Genomic DNA, 20,383 nt, shown 5'->3' with positions numbered 1-20,383 from the left:
TCCGGGCTTCGCGGGCGGCGGAATCGCCGATTTGGTCGGGGATTCCGCCGTGTCGCGTCAGATCAGCGGGTGGTGCTGGCGCGGGTCGCCGAGCAGGTCGTGGGCCGGCAGTGCGCTGGCGTGGCCGGCGCCGGCCGCATCGGCGGGGGCCGCCGGCGTGTGGCCGAGCACGGCATGGCTGGCATGCGCGGCTTCGCTGCCGGGCAGGGTCTGGCCCGGGTCGTTGAGCAACTCATGCAGGGCCGGCGCGGTGGCGTCGGTCTTGGCGTGGGCTGTATCGGTGGCGGGCGGCGTGCTGGCGCTGCCGGCATCGGCCTTGGCCAGCCAGACGTCGGCCATCGCATGGTTGCTGCCGTCGGCGGTCTGGTAGCTCGACACGAGGCCGAGCAGGTTGCCGTGGTCGACCGTGCTGCCGGCCTTGGCGCCGAGGTCGAGGGCGGTGATGCCCAGCTCCTTCAGCGCATGCAGTTCGCCGGCGTCGGTCTTGCCGTTGCTGTTGCCATCGACCCAGACCTGGAGCGCGGCGAAGCTCGCATCGGCGGCGCTGATCTTGCCGTCGTGGTTGCTGTCGAGCGCGGCGAGCGCGTTGTAGCCGTTGCCGGCGCGCTGGCCGTCGGCGAGCGGCGTGGCAGTGCCGAACAGCTCGCTGCCGTTGTCGATCGTGCCGTTGCCGTTGCGGTCGAGCACCAGCAGGCCGTCCTTGGGCGCGACCCAGCCGACCTGATGCGCATGGCCGCTGGCGAGCAGGTCGAACACCACGCCGTGGGCGGCGCTCAGGGTGCTGACGCCGTTGCCGTCGAGGTCGAGCACGATCGGCGAGGTGGCGACCATCGCGTCGAGCTGGGCATTGCTCATGGCCTGGATCTGCGCGCTGGTGAAGGCGGTCGACTGGGTCATGGTCATGGCCGCGAGATCGGCGGTGGTGAAGGCCGACGACTGCGCGGTGCTCAGCGCCACGATCTGCGCGGTGGTCAGCGCATGCGCCTGGCCGGTGGTCAGCGCGGCGATGTCGGCGGTGGTGAAGGCGCCGATCTGCGCGGTGCTGAGCGAGGCCACTTGCAGCGTGGTCAGCGCGGCCACCTCGGCGGTGGTGAAGGCGGCCACCTGGGCGGTGGTCAGCCCGACCATCTCGGCGGTGGTCAGCGCCACCACCTGCGAGGTGGTGAGCGCCGCGATGTCGGCGGTGGTGATGGCCGCGACCTGGGTCGTGGACAGCGCCACCAGCTGGCCCGTGGTCAGCGCCGCCGCCTGGGCGGTGGTCAGCGCCGCGATGCCGGCGGTGGTCAGCGCATGCACGCCGGCGGTCGACATGGCGACCAGCTGGCCGGTGGTCAGCGCCGCCAGATCGGCGGTGGTGAGCGCGGCCACCTGGGCCGTGGTCAGCGCTGCCACTTCGGCGGTGCTCAGGCCGGCCACCTGGGCGGTGGTGATGGCGGCGATCTGCGCGGTGGTCAGCGCCGCCACATTGGCCGTGCCGAGCGCGCCGATCTGGGCGCTGGTGAGCGCGGCCACGTCGGCGGTGGTCAACGCGGCCGTCTGGCCGGTGCCGAGCGCGGCCACCTGGGCCGTGGTCAGCGCCGCCGCCTGGGCGGTGGTCAGCGCGGCGATCTGGCCGGTGGTCAGCGCGCGCACATCGGTGGTGGTGATGGCGACCAGATCGGCGGTCGTCAGCGCCGCGACGGCGGCGGTGGTCAGCGCGGCGATCTGCGCGGTGGTGAAGGCGGCCGCCTGGGCGGTGGTCAGCGCCGCCGCCTGGGCCGTGGTCAGCGCCGCCATCGAGGTCGACAGCACGGCGGCGAAGTCGGCGGTGGTGATGGCCGCGACCTGGGCCGTGGTGAGCGCCGCGATCTGCGCGGTAGTCAGCACATGGGCCTGGGCAGTGGTCAGCGCCGCCACTTGCGCGGTGGTGAGTGCGGCGGTGCCGGCGGTGGTCAGCGACGGCAGCTGGCCGGTGGTGAGCGCGGCCACCTGGGCGGTGGTCAGCGCCGCCACGTCGGCGGTCGTCAGCGCCGCCACCTGCGCGGTGGTGAAGGCCGCGACCTGAGCCGTGGTCAGCGCCGCCGCCTGCGCGGTGGTCAGGGCCGCCACTTGCGCGGTGGTGAGCGCGGCGACCGCGGCGGTGGTCAGCGCGGCCGCCTGGGCGGTGGTCAGCGCGGCCACGGCGGCGGTCGTCAGCGATGGCGCCTGGGTGGCCTTGATCGCGGCAATCTGCGCCGTGGTCAGCGCGGCAGCGTCGGCGGTGGTGAGTGCCGCCAGCTGGGTCGAGGTCAGCGCGCCGACCGCCAGCGTGCTCAGTGCGGCGGCTTCGGCCGTGGTCAGCGCGGCAATCGCCGCCGTGGTCAGCGCCGGTGCCTGCACCGAGCTGAGCGCCGCCACCTGCGCGGTCGTGAGGTTGGCCACCTGGGCGGTGGTCAGCGCGGCGATCTGCCCGGTGGTCAGTGCCGCCACCTGGGCCGTCGTCATGGCCGCCAGATCGGCGGTGGTGATGGCCGCGACCTGCCCGGTCGTCAGCGCCGCCACATCGGCGGTGGTGAGCGCGGCGGCCTGGGCGGTGGTCAGCGCCGCCACTTGCGCCGTGGTCAGCGAACGCGCCTGGGCGCTGGTGATGGCGGCAATCTGGCCGGTCGTCAGCGCGGCCAGATCGGCGGTGGTGATGGCCGCCACCTGGCCGGTGGTCAGCGCCGCGACCGCGGCCGTGGTCAGCGCTGCGGCTTCGGCCGTGGTCAGCGCGGCGATGGCGGCGGTGGTCAGCGCCGGCGCCTGGGCCGTGGTCAGCACCGCCACCTGGGCGGTCGTCAGATTGGCCACCTGGGCGGTGGTCAGCGCGGCCACGCTGGCCGAGGTCAGCGCCACGATCTGGCCGGTGGTCAGCGCGGCGGCCTGGGCCGTGGTGAGGGCCGCCGCCTGGGCGGTGGTCAGCGCGGCCACATCGGCGGTGGTCAGCGCCACCGCTTGCGCGGTGGTCAGTGCCGCCACTTGCGCCGTGGTCAGGGCGCGCGTCTGGGCGGTGGTGATGGCCGCCACCTGGGCGGTCGTCAGCGCCGCCAGATCGGCGGTGGTCACGGCGGCGATCTGCGTGGTGCTCAGCGCCGCCACCTGGGCCGTGGTCAGCGCGGCGGCCTGGGCCGTGGTCAGCGCCGCCACCTGGGCCGTGGTCAGCGAGACCAGGGCAGCGGTCGTGAACGCCGCCACCTGCGCGGTGGTGAGATTGGCCAGCGCGGCCGTGGTGAAGGCCGGCGCCTGCACGCTCTTGATCGCGGCAATCTGCGCCGTGGTCAGCGCGGCCGCATCAGCGGTGGTCAGCGCCGCAATCTGGGTCGAGGTCAGCGCGCCGACGGCCAGCGTGGTCAGCGCGGCGGCCTCGGCCGTGGTCAGCGCGGCAATCGCCGCCGTGGTCAGCGCGGGCGCCTGCACCGAACTCAGCGCCGCCACCTGGGCGGTCGTGAGATTGGCCACCTGGGCGGTGGTCAGCGCCGCCATCTGGGCCGCGGTCAGCGCGGCGATCTGGCCGGTCGTCATGGCCGCCAGATCGGCGGTGGTGAGGGCCGCGACCTGCGCCGTGGTCAGCGCCGCCACGTCGGCGGTGGTGAGCGCGGCCGCCTGCGCGGTGGTCAGCGCGGCAATCTGCGCCGTGGTCAGCACCCGCGCCTGGGCGCTGGTCAGGGCCGCGATCTGGCCGGTGGTCAGCGCCGCCAGATCGTCGGTGGCGAGCGCCGCCGCCTGGGTCGTGGTCAGCGCCGCCACCTGGGTGGTGGTGAGAGCAGCCGCCTGGGCCGTGGTCAGCGCCACCACTTGCGCGGTGGTCAGCGCGGCGATGGCGCCGGTGGTCAGGGCCGCCGCCTGCGCGGTGGTCAGCGCGGCCACGGCAGCCGTGGTCAGCGCCGAGGCCTGGCTGCTCTTGATCGCGGCAATCTGCGCCGTGGTCAGCGCGGCCGCGTCGGCGGTGGTGATGGCGGCAATCTGGCCGGTGGTCAGCGCGCCGATGGCGGCGGTGCTGAGCGCGGCGGCTTCGGCCGTGGTCAGCGCGCCGATGGCGGCATTGGTCAGCGCGGCGGCCTGGGCCGAGGTCAGCGCCGCCACTTGCGCCGTCGTCAGGTTGGCCACCTGGGCAGTGGTCAGCACGCCGGCCTGGGCGGTGGTCATGGCGACGATCTGGCCGGTGGTCAGCGCGGCCAGATCGGCCGTCGTCAGCGCCACGGTCTGGGCGGTGGTCAGCGCCGCCACTTGCGCCGTGGTCAGCGCGGCGGCCTGGGCGGTGGTCAGTGCTGCGACCTGGGCCGTGGTCAGCGCGGCGGCGCTGGCGGTGGTCAGGGCCGCCACTTGCGCGGTGGTCAGCGCGGCGACGGCGGCGGTGGTCAGCGCCGGCGCCTGCGTGGCCTTGATCGCGGCAATCTGCGTCGTCGTCAGCGCGGCCGCGTCGGCGGTGGTCAGGGCCGCGAGCTGAGCGGTGGTCAGCGCGCCGATGGCGGCGGTGCTCAGCGCGGCGGCTTCAGCCGTGGTGAGCGCGGCGATGGCAGCGGTGGTCAGCGCCGCCGCCTGGGCCGAACTCAGCGCCGCCACCTGGGCGGTCGTGAGGTTGGCCACTTGCGCCGTGGTCAGCGCATTGGCTTCGGCGGTGGTCAGCGCGGCGATCTGCGCCGTGGTCATGGCGGCCAGATCGGCGGTGGTGATGGCGGCAATCTGCGCGGTGGTCAGCGCGGCCACGTCGGCGGTGGTCAGCGCCACGGCCTGGGCGGTGGTCAGCGCCGCCACTTGCGCCGTGGTCAGCGCGCGCACCTGGGTGCTGGTGATGGCGGCAATCTGGCCGGTGGTCAGCGCCGCCAGATCGGCCGTGGTGACGGCGGCAATCTGGGTCGTGGTCAGCGCCGCCACCTGGCCGGTGGTCAGCGCGGCGGCCTGGGCGGTGGTCAGCGCCGCCACCTGCGCCGTGCTCAGCACGGCCACGGCAGCGGTGGTGATGGCCGCCACCTGGGCAGTGGTCAGCGCGGCCACGGCGGCGGTCGTCAGCGACGGTGCCTGCGTGGCCTTGATCGCGGCAATCTGCGCCGTCGTCAGCGCGGCCGCGTCGGCGGTAGTCAGCGCCGCCAGCTGGGCCGAGGTCAGCGCGCCGATGGCCAGCGTGCTCAGCGCGGCGGCTTCGGCCGTGGTGAGGGCGGCGATCGCAGCCGTGGTCAGCGCGGCGGCCTGGGCCGAGGTCAGCGCCGCCACCTGCGCGGTGGTGAGGTTGGCCACCTGCGCCGTGGTCAGCGCATTCGCCTCGGCGGTGGTCAGGGCCACGATCTGGCCGGTAGTCAGCGCCGCCAGATCGGCGGTGGTGATGGCCGCGACCTGGGCCGTGGTCAGCGCCGCCACGTCGGCGGTGGTGAGCGCGGCGGCCTGGGCAGTGGTCAGCGCCGCCACCTGCGCGGTGGTCAGCGAGCGCACCTGGGCGGTGGTGATGGCGGCGATCTGGCCGGTGGTCAGCGCCGCCAGATCGGCCGTGGTCACGACCGGCAGCTGGGTGGTGGTCAGCGCGGCAATCTGGCCGGTGGTCAGCGCCGCCGCCTGGGCGGTGGTCAGGGCCGCCACCTGCGCGGTGGTCAGCGCGGCCAGCGCGCCGGTGCTGATCGCGGCCACCTGGGCGGTGGTCAGCGCGGCCACGGCGGCGGTCGTCAGCGCCGGTGCCTGCGTGGCCTTGATCGCGGCAATCTGCGCCGTCGTCAGCGCGGCCGCGTCGGCGGTGGTCAGCGCCGCGAGCTGGGCCGAGGTCAGCGCGCCGATGGCCAGCGTGCTCAGCGCGGCGGCTTCGGCCGTGGTGAGGGCGGCGATCGCGGCCGTGGTCAGCGCGGCGGCCTGGGCCGAGGTCAGCGCCGCCACCTGCGCGGTGGTGAGGTTGGCCACCTGCGCCGTGGTCAGCGCATTCGCCTCGGCGGTGGTCAGGGCCACGATCTGGCCGGTGGTCAGCGCCGCCAGATCGGCGGTGGTGATGGCCGCGACCTGGGCCGTGGTCAGCGCCGCCACATCGGCGGTGGTGAGCGCGGCGGCCTGGGCGGTGGTCAGCGCCGCCACTTGCGCCGTGGTCAGCGCACGCACCTGGGCGGTGGTGATGGCGGCGATCTGGCCGGTCGTCAGCGCCGCCAGATCGGCGGTGGTCACGGCCGGAATCTGGCTGCTGGTCAGCGCCGCGACTTGCGCCGTGGTCAGCGCGGCGGCCTGGGCGGTGGTCAGGGCCGCCACCTGCGCGGTGGTCAGCGCGGCCAGCGCGCCGGTGGTGATCGCGGCCACCTGGGCGGTGGTCAGCGCGGCCACGGCGGCGGTCGTCAGCGACGGCGCCTGCGTGGCCTTGATCGCGGCAATCTGCGCCGTCGTCAGCGCGGCCGCGTCGGCGGTGGTCAGCGCCGCCAGCTGGGCCGAGGTCAGCGCGCCGACGGCCAGCGTGCTCAGCGCCACGGCTTCGGCGGTGGTCAGCGCGGCGACGGCGGCGGTGGTCAGCGCCGGTGCCTGCACCGAGGTGAGCGCCGCCACCTGGGCGGTGGTCAGGTTGGCCACCTGGGCCGTGGTCAGCGCGCCGATCTGCGCGCTGGTCAGCGCCACCACCTGGGCCGTGGTCAGCGCGGCCAGATCGGCGGTGGTGATGGCGGCCACCTGGGCGGTGCCGAGCGCGGCCAGATCGGCCGTGGTCAGCGCCACGCTCTGGGCGGTGGTCAGCGCGGCCAGCTGGGCGGTGGTCAGCGCCCGCGCCTGGGCGGTGGTCAGCGCGGCAATCTGGCCGGTGGTCAGCGCCGCCAGATCGGCCGTGGTCAGGGCGGCGATCTCGCCGGTGGTCAGCGCCGCCACCTGGGTGGTGGTGAGCGCGGCGGCCTGGGCGGTGGTCAGCGCGGCCACCTGCGCCGTGGTCAGCGCGGCGACCGCGGCGGTCGTCAGCGCCGCCACCTGGGCAGTGGTCAGCGCGGCGACCGCAGCCGTCGTCAGCGACGGCGCCTGCGTGGCCTTGATCGCGGCAATCTGCGCCGTCGTCAGTGCCGCCGCATCGGCGGTGGTGATGGCCGCCAGCTGGGCCGAGGTGAGCGCGCCGATGGCGCCGGTGCTCAGCGCGGCGGCTTCGGCCGTGGTCAGCGCCGCGACGGCAGCAGTGGTCAGCGCCGCCGCCTGGGCCGAACTCAGCGCCGCCACCTGGGCGGTCGTCAGATTGGCCACCTGGGCGGTCGTCAGCGCCGCCGCCTGCGAGGTGGTCAGCGCGGCAATCTGGCCGGTGGTCAGCGCCGCCAGATCGGCGGTGGTGATGGCCGCCACCTGCGCCGTGGTCAGGGCCGCCACGTCGACGGTCGTCAGCGCCACCGCCTGGGCGGTGGTCAGCGCGGCCACCTGCGCGGTGGTCAGCGCGCGCGCCTGGGTGCTGGTGATGGCGGCAATCTGGCCCGTGGTCAGCGCCGCCAGATCGTCGGTGGCCAGCGCCGCCACCTGCCCGGTGGTCAGCGCCGCAACCTGGGTGGTGGTGAGCGCGGCGGCCTGGGCGGTGGTCAGCGCCACCACTTGCGCAGTGGTCAGCGCGGCGGCGGTGCCGGTCGCCAGCGCCGCCACCTGGGCCGTGGTCAGCGCGGCAATGCCGGCGGTGGTCAGCGACGGCGCCTGGGTCGACTTGAGCGCGGCAATCTGCGCCGTGGTCAGCGCCGCCACGTCGGCGGTGGTCAGCGCGGCCAGCTGGGCCGAGGTCAGCGCGCCGACCGCCGCCGTCGACAGCGCGGCCGCCTCGGCGGTGGTCAGCGCGGCCACGGCCGCCGTCGACAGCGCCGCCGCCTGACCGGTGGTCAGCGCGGCAATCTGCGCCGTGGTCAGGTTGGCCACCTGGGCGGTGGTCAGCGCGGCGGCCTGGGCGGTGGTGAGGACCGCGATGCGGCTGGTCGGCAGCGCGGCCAGATCGGCGGTGGTCAGCGCCACGGTCTGCGCGGTGGTCAGCGCGGCCACGGCGGCGGTCGACAGCGCGGCCGCCTCGGCCGTGGTCAGCGCGGCGATGGCGGCGGTGGTCAGCGCCGGCGCCTGCAGGGCGGTCAGCGCCGCCACCTGCGTGGTGGTGAGGTTGGCGATCTGGGCGGTGGTCAGCGCCGCCACCTGGGACACGGTCAGCGCCGCGATCTGGCCGGTGGTCAGCGCGGCCAGGTCGGCGGTGGTGATGGCCGCCACCTGGGTCGTGGTCAGCGCGGCCACGTCGGCGGTGGTGAGCGCGGCGGCCTGGGCGGTGGTCAGCGCCGCCACTTGCGCCGTGGTCAGCGCGCGCGCCTGGGCGGTGGTGATGGCGGCAATCTGGCCGGTCGTCAGCGCCGCCAGATCGGCGGTGGTCACGGCGGCGATCTGGTTGGTGGTCAGCGCCGCCACCTGGCCGGTGGTGAGCGCGGCGGCCTGGGCCGTGGTCAGCGCGGCCACCTGGGCGGTGGTCAGCGCGGCGACCGCGCCGGTGGTCAGCGCCACCAGTTGCGCGGTGGTCAGCGCGGCCACGGCGGCGGTGCTGAAGGCCAGCGACTGCGTCGGCTTGATGGCGGCGATCTGGGCCGTGGTCAGCGCGGCGGCGTCGGCGGTGGTCAGCGCGCCGATCTGCGCCGAGGTCAGCGCGCCGACCGCCAGCGTGGTCAGCGCGGCCGCCTCGGCGGTGGTCAGCGCGGCGATCGCGGCGGTGGTCAGCGCCGGCGCCTGCAGGCTGGTCAGCGCGGCCACCTGGGCCGTGGTCAGGTTGGCCACCTGCGCGGTGGTCAGCGCGGCCAGCTGGCCGGTGGTCAGCGCCAGCACCTGGGCCGTGGTCAGCGCGGCCAGGTCGGCGGTGGTGAGGGCCGCGACCAGCGCGGTGCCGAGCGCGGCCACGTCGACCGTGGTCAGCGCCGCCGCCTGGGCGGTGGTCAATGCCGCCACCTGGGCCGTGGTCAGCGAGCGCGCCTGGGCGCTGGTGAGGGCGGCGATCTGGCCGGTGGTCAGCGCCGCCAGGTCGGCGGTGGTGACGGCGGCGATCTGGTTGGTGGTCAGCGCGGCCACCTGGGCCGTGGTCAGCGCGGCGGCCTGGGCCGTGGTCAGCGCCGCCACCTGCGCGGTGGTCAGCGCCGCCAGCGTGGCGGTGTTGAGCGCCGCCACCTGGGCGGTGGTGAGCGCGGCGACGGCGGCGGTGGTCAGCGACGGCGCCTGGGTCGCGCGCAGTGCCGCGACCTGGGTCGTGGTGAGCGCGGCGGCATCGGCGGTGGTCAGCGCCGCCAGCTGGGCCGAGGTCAGCGCGCCGACCGCCGCCGTCGACAGCGCGGCGGCTTCGGCGGTGGTCAGCGCGGCGATCGCGGCGGTGGTCAGCGCGGCGGCCTGGGCCGAGGTCAGCGCCGCCACCTGCGCGGTGGTGAGGTTGGCCACCTGCGCGGTGGTCAGCGCATTCGCCTCGGCGGTGGTCAGGGCCACGATCTGGGCCGTGGTCAGCGCGGCCAGATCGGCGGTGGTGAGGGCGGCGATCTGCGCGGTGGTCAGCGCAGCCACGTCGGCGGTGGTCAGCGCGGCGGCCTGGGCGGTGGTCAGCGCCGCCACCTGGGCGGTGGTCAGGGCGCGCGCTTGCAGGCTGGTCAGGGCGGCAATCTGGCCGGTGGTCAGCGCCGCCAGATCGGCTGTCTGCACCGCGGCGATCTGGGTCGTGGTGAGCGCGGCGACCTGGGTCGTGGTGAGCGCGGCGGCCTCGGCGGTGGTCAGCGCGGCGATCTGGGCGGTGGTGAGCGCGACGGTCTGGGCGGTGGTCAGCGCCGCCACCTGGGCCGTGGTCAGCGCCGCCACGTCGGCGGTGGTCAGCGCCGGCACCTGGGCGGTCGTCAGGCCGGCGACCTGGGCAGTGGTGAGCGCGGCGGCCTGGGCCGTGGTCAGCGCGCCGATCTGGCCGGTGGTCAGCGCGCGCAGCTGGCCGGTGCCGAAGGCCGCCACCTGGGCGGTGGTGAAGGCGGCGATGTCGGCGGTCGGCAGCACCACGATGCCGGTGGTGGCGATGGCCGGAATCTGGGTCGTCGTCAGCGCCACCAGTTGCGCGGTGGTGAAGGCCAGCCAGTCGGTGGTGGTCAGCTTGGCGATCGACGCCGTCGACAAGCCCGCGATCTGCGCGGTGGTCATCGAAGTGATGATGGAGGCCATGGGTGAAGCTCCTTGTGAGGCGTGACGCCCGCCGCGCGACATGGGCCCCGAGGCGGGGCGCGCACATGACTCGACCGGTTATCGGTTCTTGGATCAGTCGCGCAGGCTAAGTGGCGCCTCCAACCCCGATAGCCCGAAGCAGGCCGTGAAAGCCCCCGGAATTGGCCGCTAAAGATTTGCGTCGCCGCGCCGTCTGGGCGGTTGGCGCGCGTGCCGCCACGAGCTGACGCGGCGCGGCGCGCGACCGGCGGCGCCGGCGCCCGGATGGCGCAACGGCGGACGCCTGGCAGCGCGGTGGCCGACCTTGCCGGCGCGGCGGATGGCATTGCCGCCGGCGCCGGCTAACCTCGCGCCATGACCGCGTCCCCGCCCCATTCCGCCCTGCCGCGCCGCGACCTGCCGCGCCGCTCCCCGCCGCGCAGCGCCCTGCCCCGCAGCGCCCCGACCGCCGACCGCCGCCACGCCGGCCCGATCCGCCGGCCCCTGGCCGCGCTGCTGCTGGCCGGGCTCGCCGCGTTCACCGCGCCGGCCGGCGCCGATGCCGATCCGCACAACCGGCGCCACACGCCGCTCGCGCAGATCACGCCCGCCAACGTCGGCCGGCTGACCCTGGCCTGGCGCTTTGCCACCGGCGCCCGGCGCGGCCATGAAGGCGCGCCGCTGGTGGCGGGCGACACGCTCTATCTGGTCACGCCCTGGCCCAACCGCGTCATCGCGCTCGACCTCGCCAGCCAGCGCCCGCGCTGGACGGTGACGCCCGAGCAGGACATGTCGGCGCCGGCGCGCATGTGCTGCGACACGGTGAATCGCGGGCTGGCGTTCGCGCCGGCCGAGCCCGCGCCGGACCGGCGCCGCGCGCCCGGCCGCGCCGCCGCTTCCGCCACGCCTGCCACCGCCGGCACCCTGGTGCTCGCCACCGCCGACGCCAGCCTGATCGCACTCGACGCCGCCACCGGCCGCCAGCGCTGGCGCGTGCAGCTCGACGATCCGGCGCGCGGCGCCAGCAGCAGCGGCGCGCCGCGCATCTTCGGCAACACCGTCATCGCCGGCATCGCGGGCGGCGAATACGGCCTGCGCGGCCATCTCGACGCCTACGACCTGGCCACCGGCGCGCTGCGCTGGCGCGGCTGGAGCACCGGTCCCGACGCCGACCTGCTCATCGATCCCGAGCGCAGCCTGACCTGGCGCGACGGCGCGCTGCGCCCGGTCGGCCCCGATTCATCGCTCGCCAGCTGGCCCGGCGACGCCTGGAAGCTCGGCGGCGGCACCACCTGGGGCGCGTTCGCCTACGACGCGCAGCGCAATCTGGTCATTTACGGCAGCGGCAATCCGGGCAGCTGGAATCCGCGCCAGCGCCCCGGCGACAACCGCTGGACCGATGCGCTCTGGGCGCGCGACCTTGCCACCGGCCGGGTGCGCTGGGTGTTCCAGCTCACGCCGCATGACGAATGGGATTACGACGGCGTCAACGAGGCGCTGCTGTTCGACGGTCCGGCGCCGGCGCGCCGGCCGCTGCTCGCGCACTTCGACCGCAACGGCTTTGCCTATGTGCTCGACCGCGCCAGCGGCGAGCTGCTGCGCGCCGACCGCTACGACCCGGCCGCCAACTGGGCCAGGCGCATCGACCTGCGCAGCGGCCGGCCCGAAGTGGACCCGGCCAAGTCACCGCAGGCCGGCGTCGACGACGAGCCGGTGCGCGACATCTGCCCGGCCGCCATCGGCGCCAAGAATCAGGCGCCGGCCGCCTACAGCGCGACGCGCGGGCTGTTCTACGTGCCGACCGTGCGGCTGTGCATGGACATGGAAACCTTCGCCGCCGACTACGCCGCCGGCCAGCCGTGGATCGGCGCGAGCTATACGCTCAAGCGCGCGCCGGCGGTGGCGGCGGCAGCCGAACGCGGCAGTGCCGACGCGCCCGCAGCAGCAGCAGCAGCAGCAGCAGCCGACGCAGCCACCGACGCCACGCCCGCCCGCGCCGCCCCCGGCGCCCTGCTGGCCTGGGACGCGCTCGCCGGCCGCGCGCGCTGGACGCACGAAGAAGCGCTGCCGCTGTGGGGCGGCGCGCTGTCGACGGGCTCGGGGCTGGTGTTCTACGGAACGCTCGATGCGCGGCTGAAGGCGCTCGATGCGCGCAGCGGCAAGCTGCTCTGGACCTCGCCGCCGCTGCCGTCCGGCGTGGTCGGCAATGTGACGAGCTGGGAATGGCGCGGCCGGCAGTACATCGGCGTGCTGGTCGGCATCGGCGGGCTGGCCGCCGATCCGGACGGCATCGGCAAGCTGGCGGGCGTGGCGCCCGCGCCGCCGGCCGACGGGGAATTGCTGGTGTTTGCGCTGCCCGTGCGGCGCTAGCGCGCGACGGGCATGGCGGCTGGCTTGCCGGCGAGCCCGCTGTCGATGGCGGTCGGCCCGTGCGTCGTGGCTGGCGGCTCCTTCCCCGCCCTGGCCCGGCGCCGCGCCTGCGGCATCGATCGGTGCTGGCCGGCGCCGGCTCAGGCGGCGCGGCGGCTGGCCTTGGCGGCGGCCTCGAATTCGCGGTCGATGGCCTCGTCGATGTCCTTGTACTGGAAGGCCACGCCGCGCGAGAGCGGCGAGTACTGCTTGCGCGGCAGCTGAAGCGCGTCGCCACGCTCGCAGATCTGGCGCGCCAGCGAGGGAATCATCTGGGCGAAGGGCGAGGACAGCGGCAGGGTGTCGGCGACGGCTTCGGTGCGGGGCATGGCAGGGCTCCTGTGATCTGTGTGATCTGTCGGCGGTCACCTGTGTGCGGTGACCATGGAACGCAGCTTGAACCCCTTCACGCTAAAACTTTAGACGGCTGCCTTCTGTGTTTTGCGTCAGAAGATTTCTTACAAGGGTCGGCGCGCGGACATGCTGGTCCTCGCTCAGGCGGGCGATGCCGGGCCGGCTGCCGCTTCCAGCTCGCGCAGCATGCGGGCCACGCGGTCGTGCAGTTTCTCGGTGGAAAGCGATTCGCGCAGCCGCTCGACCATGAGGGCAAATGCGAAGGGCGTGGGTCGCGGCGGTGCGGCAAGCAGCAGCGGCAGCGCGCTCATGCGGTCGAGCGCGGCGCGCAGCCGGCCCAGCTCCAGTTCCTGCTCCAGCGCCTCGCTGTCGGCCTGCACCAGCAGCAGGTTGGCGGCGTCGTGCTGACGAAACACTTCGTAGAAAAGTCCGGCCGAGGCCTGGACCTGACGCGCGCTGTGCGGTGCGCCCGGGTAACCGGTGAAGACCAGGCCGGCAATGCGCGCAATTTCGCGGAAACGCCGGCGCGCGAGTTCGCTGGCGTTGAGCGAGGCGAGCACGTCGTCCATCAGCCCGGCGGGCGAGAACAGGCCGGCGTCGATCAGCCCGCGCCAATCGACCGGCTCGGCCGACAGCAGCTCGAAGCCGTAATCGTTCATCGAGATGGAAAAGCTGCCGGGCCGGTCGCGCGCCGCGCGCCAGGCCAGCAGCGAGCCGAGGCCGATGTGCACCATCCGCCCGGCAAACGGGTAGCAGAGAAAGTGATGGCCCTCGCGCGAGCGGAAGGTCTCGCAGACCAGCCGGTCGGGCGTCGGCAGCGCCGACCAGCGTTCCTGCAACTCCAGCAGCGGGCGCAGCGCGGCGATCTCGGGCTCGGCGAAGTCGCCGGCATGGGCGCGCGCCAGCATTTGCAGCGACGCGCCGGCCAGCTCGCTCGACAGCGGCATCTTGCTGCCGCCCCATTGCGGCACGACGCCACGGGTCTTGGTCGCCTTGCGCACATAGGCGGTCATCGCCTGCACCCGCACCAGCTCCAGCACCCGGCCGGCAAATACAAAGCAGTCGCCCGGCTTGAGATAAGCCAGGAAGCGCTCCTCGATGCTGCCGATGCGGCCGCCACTCAGCCAGCTCACGCTCATCATCGCGTCGCTGACGATGGTGCCCACGCTCATGCGATGGCGCCGCGCGATCGCCACCGACGGCACGCGGAACACGCCCGCCTCGTCGCGCGCGATGCGGTGGTATTCGGGATAGGCCGCGAGCGACAAGCCGCCGCCTTCCACGAAGCCGAGCGCCCAGTCGAACTCCGCGCGCGTGAGCGCACGAAAGCTGTACGCCGAATGCACCTCTGCATACATGGCGTCGGGCGTGAAGCCGCCGCCGAGCGCCATGCTGACCAGATGCTGCACCAGCACGTCGAAGGGCTTGGTCGGCGGCTCGCGCGGCTCGACCTGCCGGGCCAGCGCGGCCTGGCGCGCGGCGGCCGCCTCGACCAGCTCCAGCGCCTGGGTCGGCACCAGCGTCACGCGGCTCGGCCGGCCCGGCGCATGGCCCGAGCGGCCGGCGCGTTGCAGCAGCCGCGCCACGCCCTTGGCCGAGCCGATCTGCAACACCCGCTCGACCGGCAGAAAGTCCACGCCCAGGTCCAGGCTCGATGTGCAGACCACGGCCTTGAGCCGCCCTTCCTTCAGCCCCAGCTCGACCCAGTCGCGGATTTCCTTGTCGAGCGAGCCGTGATGCAGCGCCAGCAGCCCGGCCCAGTCGGGCCGCGCCGCGAGCAGCGCCTGATACCAGAGCTCGGCCTGACTGCGCGTGTTGGTGAACACCAGCGAGGTCGCCGCCGCATCGATCTCGGCCACCACCGGCTCCAGCATCCGCGTGCCCAGATGGCCGCCCCAGGGAAAGCGCTCCATCGACGGCGGGATCAGCGTGTCGATCAGCAGCTGCTTGGGCAGCGCGCCCTGCACCAGCACGCCGGCGTTCTCGGCGCCGAGCAGCGCGGCGCGCGCGGTGGCGAGGTTGCCGAGCGTCGCGCTCAAGCCCCAGACCACGAGCGCCGGGTTCCATTGCCGCAGCCGCGCCAGCGCCAGTTGCACCTGCACGCCGCGCTTGCTGCCCATCAGCTCATGCCATTCATCGACCACCACCATGCGCACCCGGCCGAGCTGGGCGCGCGCATCGGCGCGGGTGAGCATCAGCGTCAGCGATTCGGGCGTGGTGACGAGGGCTTGCGGCGGCTTGCGGTCGAGCCGGGCGCGCTCGGCGCTGGCGGTGTCGCCGGTGCGCGCGCCGAGCCGCCAGTCGGGTGCGAGCGCGGCGGCGGCGTCGGCCAGGGCGCGCGTGGTGTCGGCCGCCAGCGCGCGCATCGGCGTGATCCACAGCACCGTGTGCGGCGCCGCCTCGGCGCCAAAGGCCGCGAGCGCGCCGAGCCACACGGCGTAGGTCTTGCCGGCGCCGGTGGTCGCATGCAGCAGGCCGCTCCGGCCGGCAGCCACCGCCGCCCACACCTCGCGCTGAAAGGCGAAGGGCTGCCAGCCACGGGCCGCGAACCAGTCGTCGGGCGTCTGCCGCTCAGCCGGCATCGACACCGCTGTTCAGGTCGGCGGCGGCAATCTGGCGCCGCAGCGTGGCGTAGAGCGCCTCGGGCGCGACCGGCTTGGCCAGGTAGTCGCTCATGCCGGCGGCCAGGCAGCGCTCGCGGTCGCCGACCATGGCATTGGCGGTCATGGCAATCACCGGCAGCCGCGCCAGCCGCGGATTGCGGCGCAGCTCGCGGGTCGCGGCATAGCCGTCCATCACCGGCATCTGCACATCCATCAGCACCGCGTCGTATTCGGCCTCGGCCAGCCGATCGAGCGCCTCGGCGCCGTGCTGGGCCAGATCGAACAGCATGCCCTGGGCGCGCAGCATTTCGCCGGCGACGATCTGGTTGAGCGGGTTGTCCTCGACCAGCAGCACGCGCCGGCCGGCCAGCTCGGGCTCGGCCACGATGGGCGCCGGCGCCTGGGCAACCGGGGCCGGCGCCGGCAGCGCCAGCGGATCGGCCAGCCCGAAATCGAGCGTGACGGTGAAGGTGGCGCCCATGCCGGGCGCGGTGGCCACGTCGATGGCGCCGCCCATGCGCCGCACCAGCCGGCGCGTGATCGACAGGCCGATGCCGCTGCCGCCGTGGCGCCGGGTGCTGGAGCCGTCGCCCTGGGTGAAGGGGCGGAACAGCCGCTCGACCGTGGCATCGGTCATGCCGAGGCCGGTGTCGATGACGACGAAGCTCAGCCGCACCCGGTCGGGCACCACGTCGGCGGCATCGGGATCGTCGGCCGGCGCCGGCGGCAGCTCGGGAAAATCGGGCAGCGCGTCGGCCGGGGCCAGCTCGCACAGCAGGCTGACGCCGCCGCGCTCGGTGAACTTGACCGCATTGCCGAGCAGATTGGTCAGCACCTGACCGAGCCGCAGCGCATCGCCGACCAGCCCGTCGGGCACGTCGGCGGCGCGCCGGATGCGGAATTCGAGCCCCTTGTGCTGGCACACCGGCGCGATCACGCCGCTGGCGCCGTCGAGCACCGCATCGAGGCTGAACGGCTTGCGCTCGACCACGAACAGCCCGCTCTCGATGCGCGACAGGTCGAGCAGATCGTCGAGCAGGGTCATCAGCGCATTGGCGGCGGCAAACGCGTTGACCAGCAGATCGCGCTGGCGCACGTCGAGCCGGCCGCCGAGCGCCTGGCGCAGCAGGCCGAGCACCGCATTCATCGGCGTGCGCACCTCGTGGCTCATGTTGGCCAGGAATTCGCTCTTCGCGCGGCTGGCGTCCTCGGCGGCAATGCGCGCCTCGGTGAGCTTGAGCGCCTCCTGCTCCATGTCGATCACCCGGGTCACGTCGCTGAACGAGACCAGCGCGCCCGGCACATGGCCGTCGAGCTCGGGCGGCAGCCGGCGCGTGTTGACCGCCAGCCAGCGCTGGCCGCCGCCGGGCTGGGGCACGCCGACGAAGCCCTGGCTGGCCAGCAGGTCGAGCGCGCGGCGCGTCGGGTAGTCCTCGTGCGCGAGCGGCGCGCCGTCGCGGCCGATGAGGCTGTAGCTCTCGTCCGACAGCGCGGCATCGTCGGCATTGAGCAGGGTGCGCGCGGCGGCGTTGGACGCCAGCAGCGAGCCGTCGGCGCCGATGACCAGCACGCCCTCGGCCAGCACCTCGATCATGCTGCGGTAGCGCATCTCGCTGGCGCGCAGCCGCTCCTCCAGCCGGCGCCGGTCGGTCACGTCATGCACGATGGAATAGAGCAGCGGCCGGCCGTCGCGCTCGATCGGGCCGGAGTAGACCTCGACATCGCGCAGCTGGCCCGAGGCGAGCCGGTGCCGGAACCGGAACTGGCGCCGCCGCTCGCGCCGCGCATCGTCCATCTCGCGCGCGATCTGCTCGGGCGACAGGATGTTGAGATCGTTGATGCGGCGCGCCAGCAGCTGCTCGCGGCTGTAGCCGTAGAAGCGGCAGGCGGCGGCATTGGCATCGACGATGGCGCCGGTCTCGGCATCGACGAACAGCTTGACCGACAGGTTGCGTTCGAACAGGTCGCGGTAGAACTGGGCGCTCGCGACCAGCTCGATCTGGCGCCGCTTGAGCCGCCACAGCAGCAGCACCAGCGCCACGCCCATGCCGACGAACAGCGCGGTGACCACCATGCCGCGCCGGCGCGCCGAATCGACGCCGCGCTCCACATTGGCCAGCACGCGCGGCGCGCTCAGGCCCACGGTCACGATCAGCCCGGCCTCGGGCAGGCGGCGCCAGGCGTAGAGCCGGCGCGTCTTGTCGAAGCTGCCCTCGTCGAGGAAATAGCCGGTCAGCGGCGCATCGGGCGCCAGAAACGGCCGGTCGAGCCGCACCTGGCGGCCGAAATAGCTTTCGGCATCGACGCTGCGGGCCAGGAACTGGCCGTCGGCACGCAGCAGCGCCGCCACGTCGCCGTCGTGCAGGCCGAGCTCGGCCAGCTCGGCCGACAGCTGGAGCGGCGACATCGACAGCACCAGCACGCCGCCAAACCGGCCGTCGCGCTCGACCCGGCGCGAGAACTGCACCGTCCAGGCATTGGACATGCGGCCGAGCAGCGGCCGGCTGATGAACAGCCGGTCCGGCCCGCCATCGGCATGCGCCAGGAAATGCTCGCGGTCGCCCAGATCGATCGGGCGCCAGCCCGGCAGCGTCGAATAGGCCAGCTGGCCGTCGGCACCGATGAAGCTCATCTGCGTGAGCAGGCCGCGCGGAAAGGTGGCGCCGGCGGCACGCGCCTCGCCGTCGAAGGCCGGCGTGGCGGCCGGCGGGCGCTTGCGCAGATAGTCGAGCACCACGTCCACCGAGCGCACCGTGGCATCGACCCGGCCGCCGACCGCCTGGGCCAGCGTGACGGCGGTATCGGCGGCATCGTCGAGCGTGGTGCGGCGCAGCTGCTCGATCGAGCGGTCGAGGTTCCACCAGTACAGGCCCAGCACCGCCAGCGTCGCCACCACCAGCGCGGCGATCACGGTATTGAAGCGGCGCGCGATGTCGCGGCGTGCCGCATCGTCGCCTCCGCTGACGGAGCCAGGAGACGGCGCAGCCGCGGAACTGGAGGAGGACGAAGCCATGGGCACGATGCGCTGAGGACGCCCGGAGGCGCCAAATGCGGCATGGCGCCCCGGGGCGCCGCACCGCTCGCATCGACAGTACACCGGCACCGAGCCGGACTGTTGCGCCAGATCGCCCCCGAGTTACACGGGGGGGCTGCGACCGGAGCAGCGGCGCCTCGCCGCCGACGGTCGTGGCGCGCCGACCTCAGTCGGGCAGCACGCCCAGGTCCATGCCGCGGAACACCGAGCAGCGCTTGAACACTTCGAGCGTGGGCGCGCAGTCCTTGTGCGAGCAGTACTTGGCGGTGAGCTTGGACAGGCCCTTGATGTCGCGGCCGGTCGCGGCCGGAAACACGTCGGCCAGCTGATCGACCAGCTCGCCCGGCACGGCCAGACCGAACTGCTCGGTCATCACCGACCAGATCTTGCGGCGCGCCTCACGGTCGGGCGGGTTGAACTTGATGAGCGCGATGCAGCGGGAAACGATCGCCTCGTCGATGTCGTCGACCCGGTTGGTGGTGAGGAACAGCAGGCCGTTGAAATACTCGAGCACGCGCAGGAACACGCCGACGACCGCGTTGGCGGTCATGTTGTCGTCGCGCCGGCGGATGTAGACATCGGCCTCGTCGATCAGCATGACGGCGCCCCAGCGCTGGGCCCGCGTGAGCACGTCCTTGAGCGCGGTTTCCATCGCCGCCACGTTCAGGCCCAGCTGGCCCGAATGCACGCGGTACAGCGGCCGCCGGATGATTTCGGAATAGACCTCGGCGGTGAGCGTCTTGCCGACGCCGGCCGGGCCAGCGCACAGCACCGTGGTGCCGCCCGACTTGCCGGCCACGATGTCGTCCATCAGCACATCCATCTCGGCGGTCAGGATGTCGATCAGGTCGGTCTGCTCGGCCGGCAGCACCAGCTTCTGCTTGAGCGCGGGCTTGTATTCGTACAGCTCCATGTCCTCGACATGCACCCACAGGTAGTGATGCAGGTCGAGGTGGAACATGAAGATCAGCGGATGCACCGGCAGCTGGGTGAACAGGTCCTTGCGGCGCGATTCCTGGATTTCCTTGACCTCGTCCTCGGCGTCGTAGCGGTTGCTCTTGGCGGCCTTTTGCAGATAGGGCCCGAGGATGTCGCCGGTCGCGTCGAGCGTGAGCACGCGCTGGGCCAGGATGCCTTCGTCGTTGACCAGGCGCGCGCTGCCGCCGCCGGTCGACAGCACCACCACGTCCTTGCGCGACCAGTCGGTATCGCGATGGGTCGAGGTCGGGTCTTCGGCGTAGTAGCCGGTGCCCTGGCCCGAGAACTGGGCGCCGTACTGGCCGCGCCAGTCGAAATAGATCTCGCTGGTGCGGTCGTAGGCCGCGATCAGCTCCTCGGTCTCGTGGATATAGCCCTTGGCGGCAAAGATCTCGGCCACGGTGCGCCCGGCGATCTCGGTGCCGTTGATGCGCAGCGTGTTGGAGGCCAGCGTGCCCTTGGCATTGGCCTTGAGCTCGATGTAGACCTTGCCGGTCTCGTCGTTGGACGAGGGCGTGTAGTCGATGCGCGTCACCACATAGGGCAGCGGCCGGGTGGTGACGCTGGCGGTGAAGATCCAGCCGCGCTGGGCATCGGTGCTGAGCCACTTGGCGATGGCCGGCACCAGCTGTTCGAGATCGTCGGCCTTGAAGCGCATGCCGTCGTCGTTGAGCGCCTTGTGCAGCGTGGCGATCTGGGCCGCGCGCAGCTTCATCGCCGGGCCGCCGGCCTCGTAGAGATTGCCGAGGAAGGCCAGCTCGTCGGCGCTGATCTGGCTGAAGTTCACCTCGACCTTGTTGCCGAAGCGCAGCTGGTCGTTGAGGTGCGACAGGTTGGGGAACTGGTCGATCAGCGCCAGTGCATGGACGCGTTCGATCTGAAGCTTCATGGCTTGCTCTCCACGGTGCGG

At 73.7% G+C, this 20,383-nt stretch carries 6 protein-coding genes; 1 reads left to right on the top strand and 5 read right to left on the bottom strand.

Annotated features, from left to right (window positions below; translation table 11 throughout):
• Positions 1–57 precede the first annotated feature (57 nt).
• Positions 58–10,116 (bottom strand): hypothetical protein, encoded by a 10,059-nt coding sequence (locus tag B9P64_RS25780; protein ID WP_176256878.1) that lies wholly within the window; start codon positions 10,114–10,116, stop codon positions 58–60.
• A gap of 354 nt (positions 10,117–10,470) precedes the next feature.
• Between B9P64_RS25780 and B9P64_RS18220 the strand changes: the two genes are divergently transcribed.
• Positions 10,471–12,465, top strand: coding sequence for a PQQ-dependent dehydrogenase, methanol/ethanol family (locus B9P64_RS18220; RefSeq protein ID WP_085317550.1), 1,995 nt, complete (start codon positions 10,471–10,473; stop codon positions 12,463–12,465).
• Between the two features lie 140 nt (positions 12,466–12,605).
• Here the strand turns inward: B9P64_RS18220 and B9P64_RS18215 are convergent, their stop codons facing one another.
• The 4 genes from B9P64_RS18215 to B9P64_RS18200 all read right to left on the bottom strand — a co-directional run bounded on the left by B9P64_RS18215 (position 12,606) and on the right by B9P64_RS18200 (position 20,362).
• On the bottom strand, positions 12,606–12,833 hold the full coding sequence (locus tag B9P64_RS18215; protein ID WP_085317548.1) for a hypothetical protein: 228 nt from the start codon (positions 12,831–12,833) through the stop codon (positions 12,606–12,608).
• A gap of 165 nt (positions 12,834–12,998) precedes the next feature.
• Complete coding sequence (locus tag B9P64_RS18210) at positions 12,999–15,440, bottom strand: ligase-associated DNA damage response DEXH box helicase (protein ID WP_085317546.1); 2,442 nt, start codon at positions 15,438–15,440, stop codon at positions 12,999–13,001.
• A complete protein-coding gene (locus tag B9P64_RS18205) occupies positions 15,430–18,474 on the bottom strand; it encodes a response regulator (RefSeq protein ID WP_139826384.1) in 3,045 nt (1,014 codons plus the stop codon). Before B9P64_RS18205 ends, B9P64_RS18210 begins: the two co-directional genes overlap by 11 nt.
• 187 nt (positions 18,475–18,661) lie before the next feature.
• The gene (locus tag B9P64_RS18200) at positions 18,662–20,362 is read right to left on the bottom strand and encodes an AAA family ATPase (RefSeq protein WP_085317542.1); all 1,701 of its coding nucleotides are present in this window, start codon (positions 20,360–20,362) and stop codon (positions 18,662–18,664) included.
• Positions 20,363–20,383 lie beyond the last annotated feature (21 nt).

Source organism: Derxia lacustris, assembly GCF_002105195.1.
Lineage (GTDB): Bacteria > Pseudomonadota > Gammaproteobacteria > Burkholderiales > Burkholderiaceae_E > Derxia > Derxia lacustris.
This window is presented reverse-complemented; position numbering and strand designations above follow the sequence as displayed.

Excerpts from the sequence above, each read along its gene's own strand:
- B9P64_RS25780 (WP_176256878.1), bottom strand. The coding sequence starts at position 10,116 with ATGGCCTCCATCATCACTTCGATGACCACCGCGCAGATCGCGGGCTTG.
- B9P64_RS18220 (WP_085317550.1), top strand. The coding sequence starts at position 10,471 with ATGACCGCGTCCCCGCCCCATTCCGCCCTGCCGCGCCGCGACCTGCCG.
- B9P64_RS18215 (WP_085317548.1), bottom strand. The coding sequence starts at position 12,833 with ATGCCCCGCACCGAAGCCGTCGCCGACACCCTGCCGCTGTCCTCGCCC.
- B9P64_RS18210 (WP_085317546.1), bottom strand. The coding sequence starts at position 15,440 with ATGCCGGCTGAGCGGCAGACGCCCGACGACTGGTTCGCGGCCCGTGGC.
- B9P64_RS18205 (WP_139826384.1), bottom strand. The coding sequence starts at position 18,474 with ATGGCTTCGTCCTCCTCCAGTTCCGCGGCTGCGCCGTCTCCTGGCTCC.
- B9P64_RS18200 (WP_085317542.1), bottom strand. The coding sequence starts at position 20,362 with ATGAAGCTTCAGATCGAACGCGTCCATGCACTGGCGCTGATCGACCAG.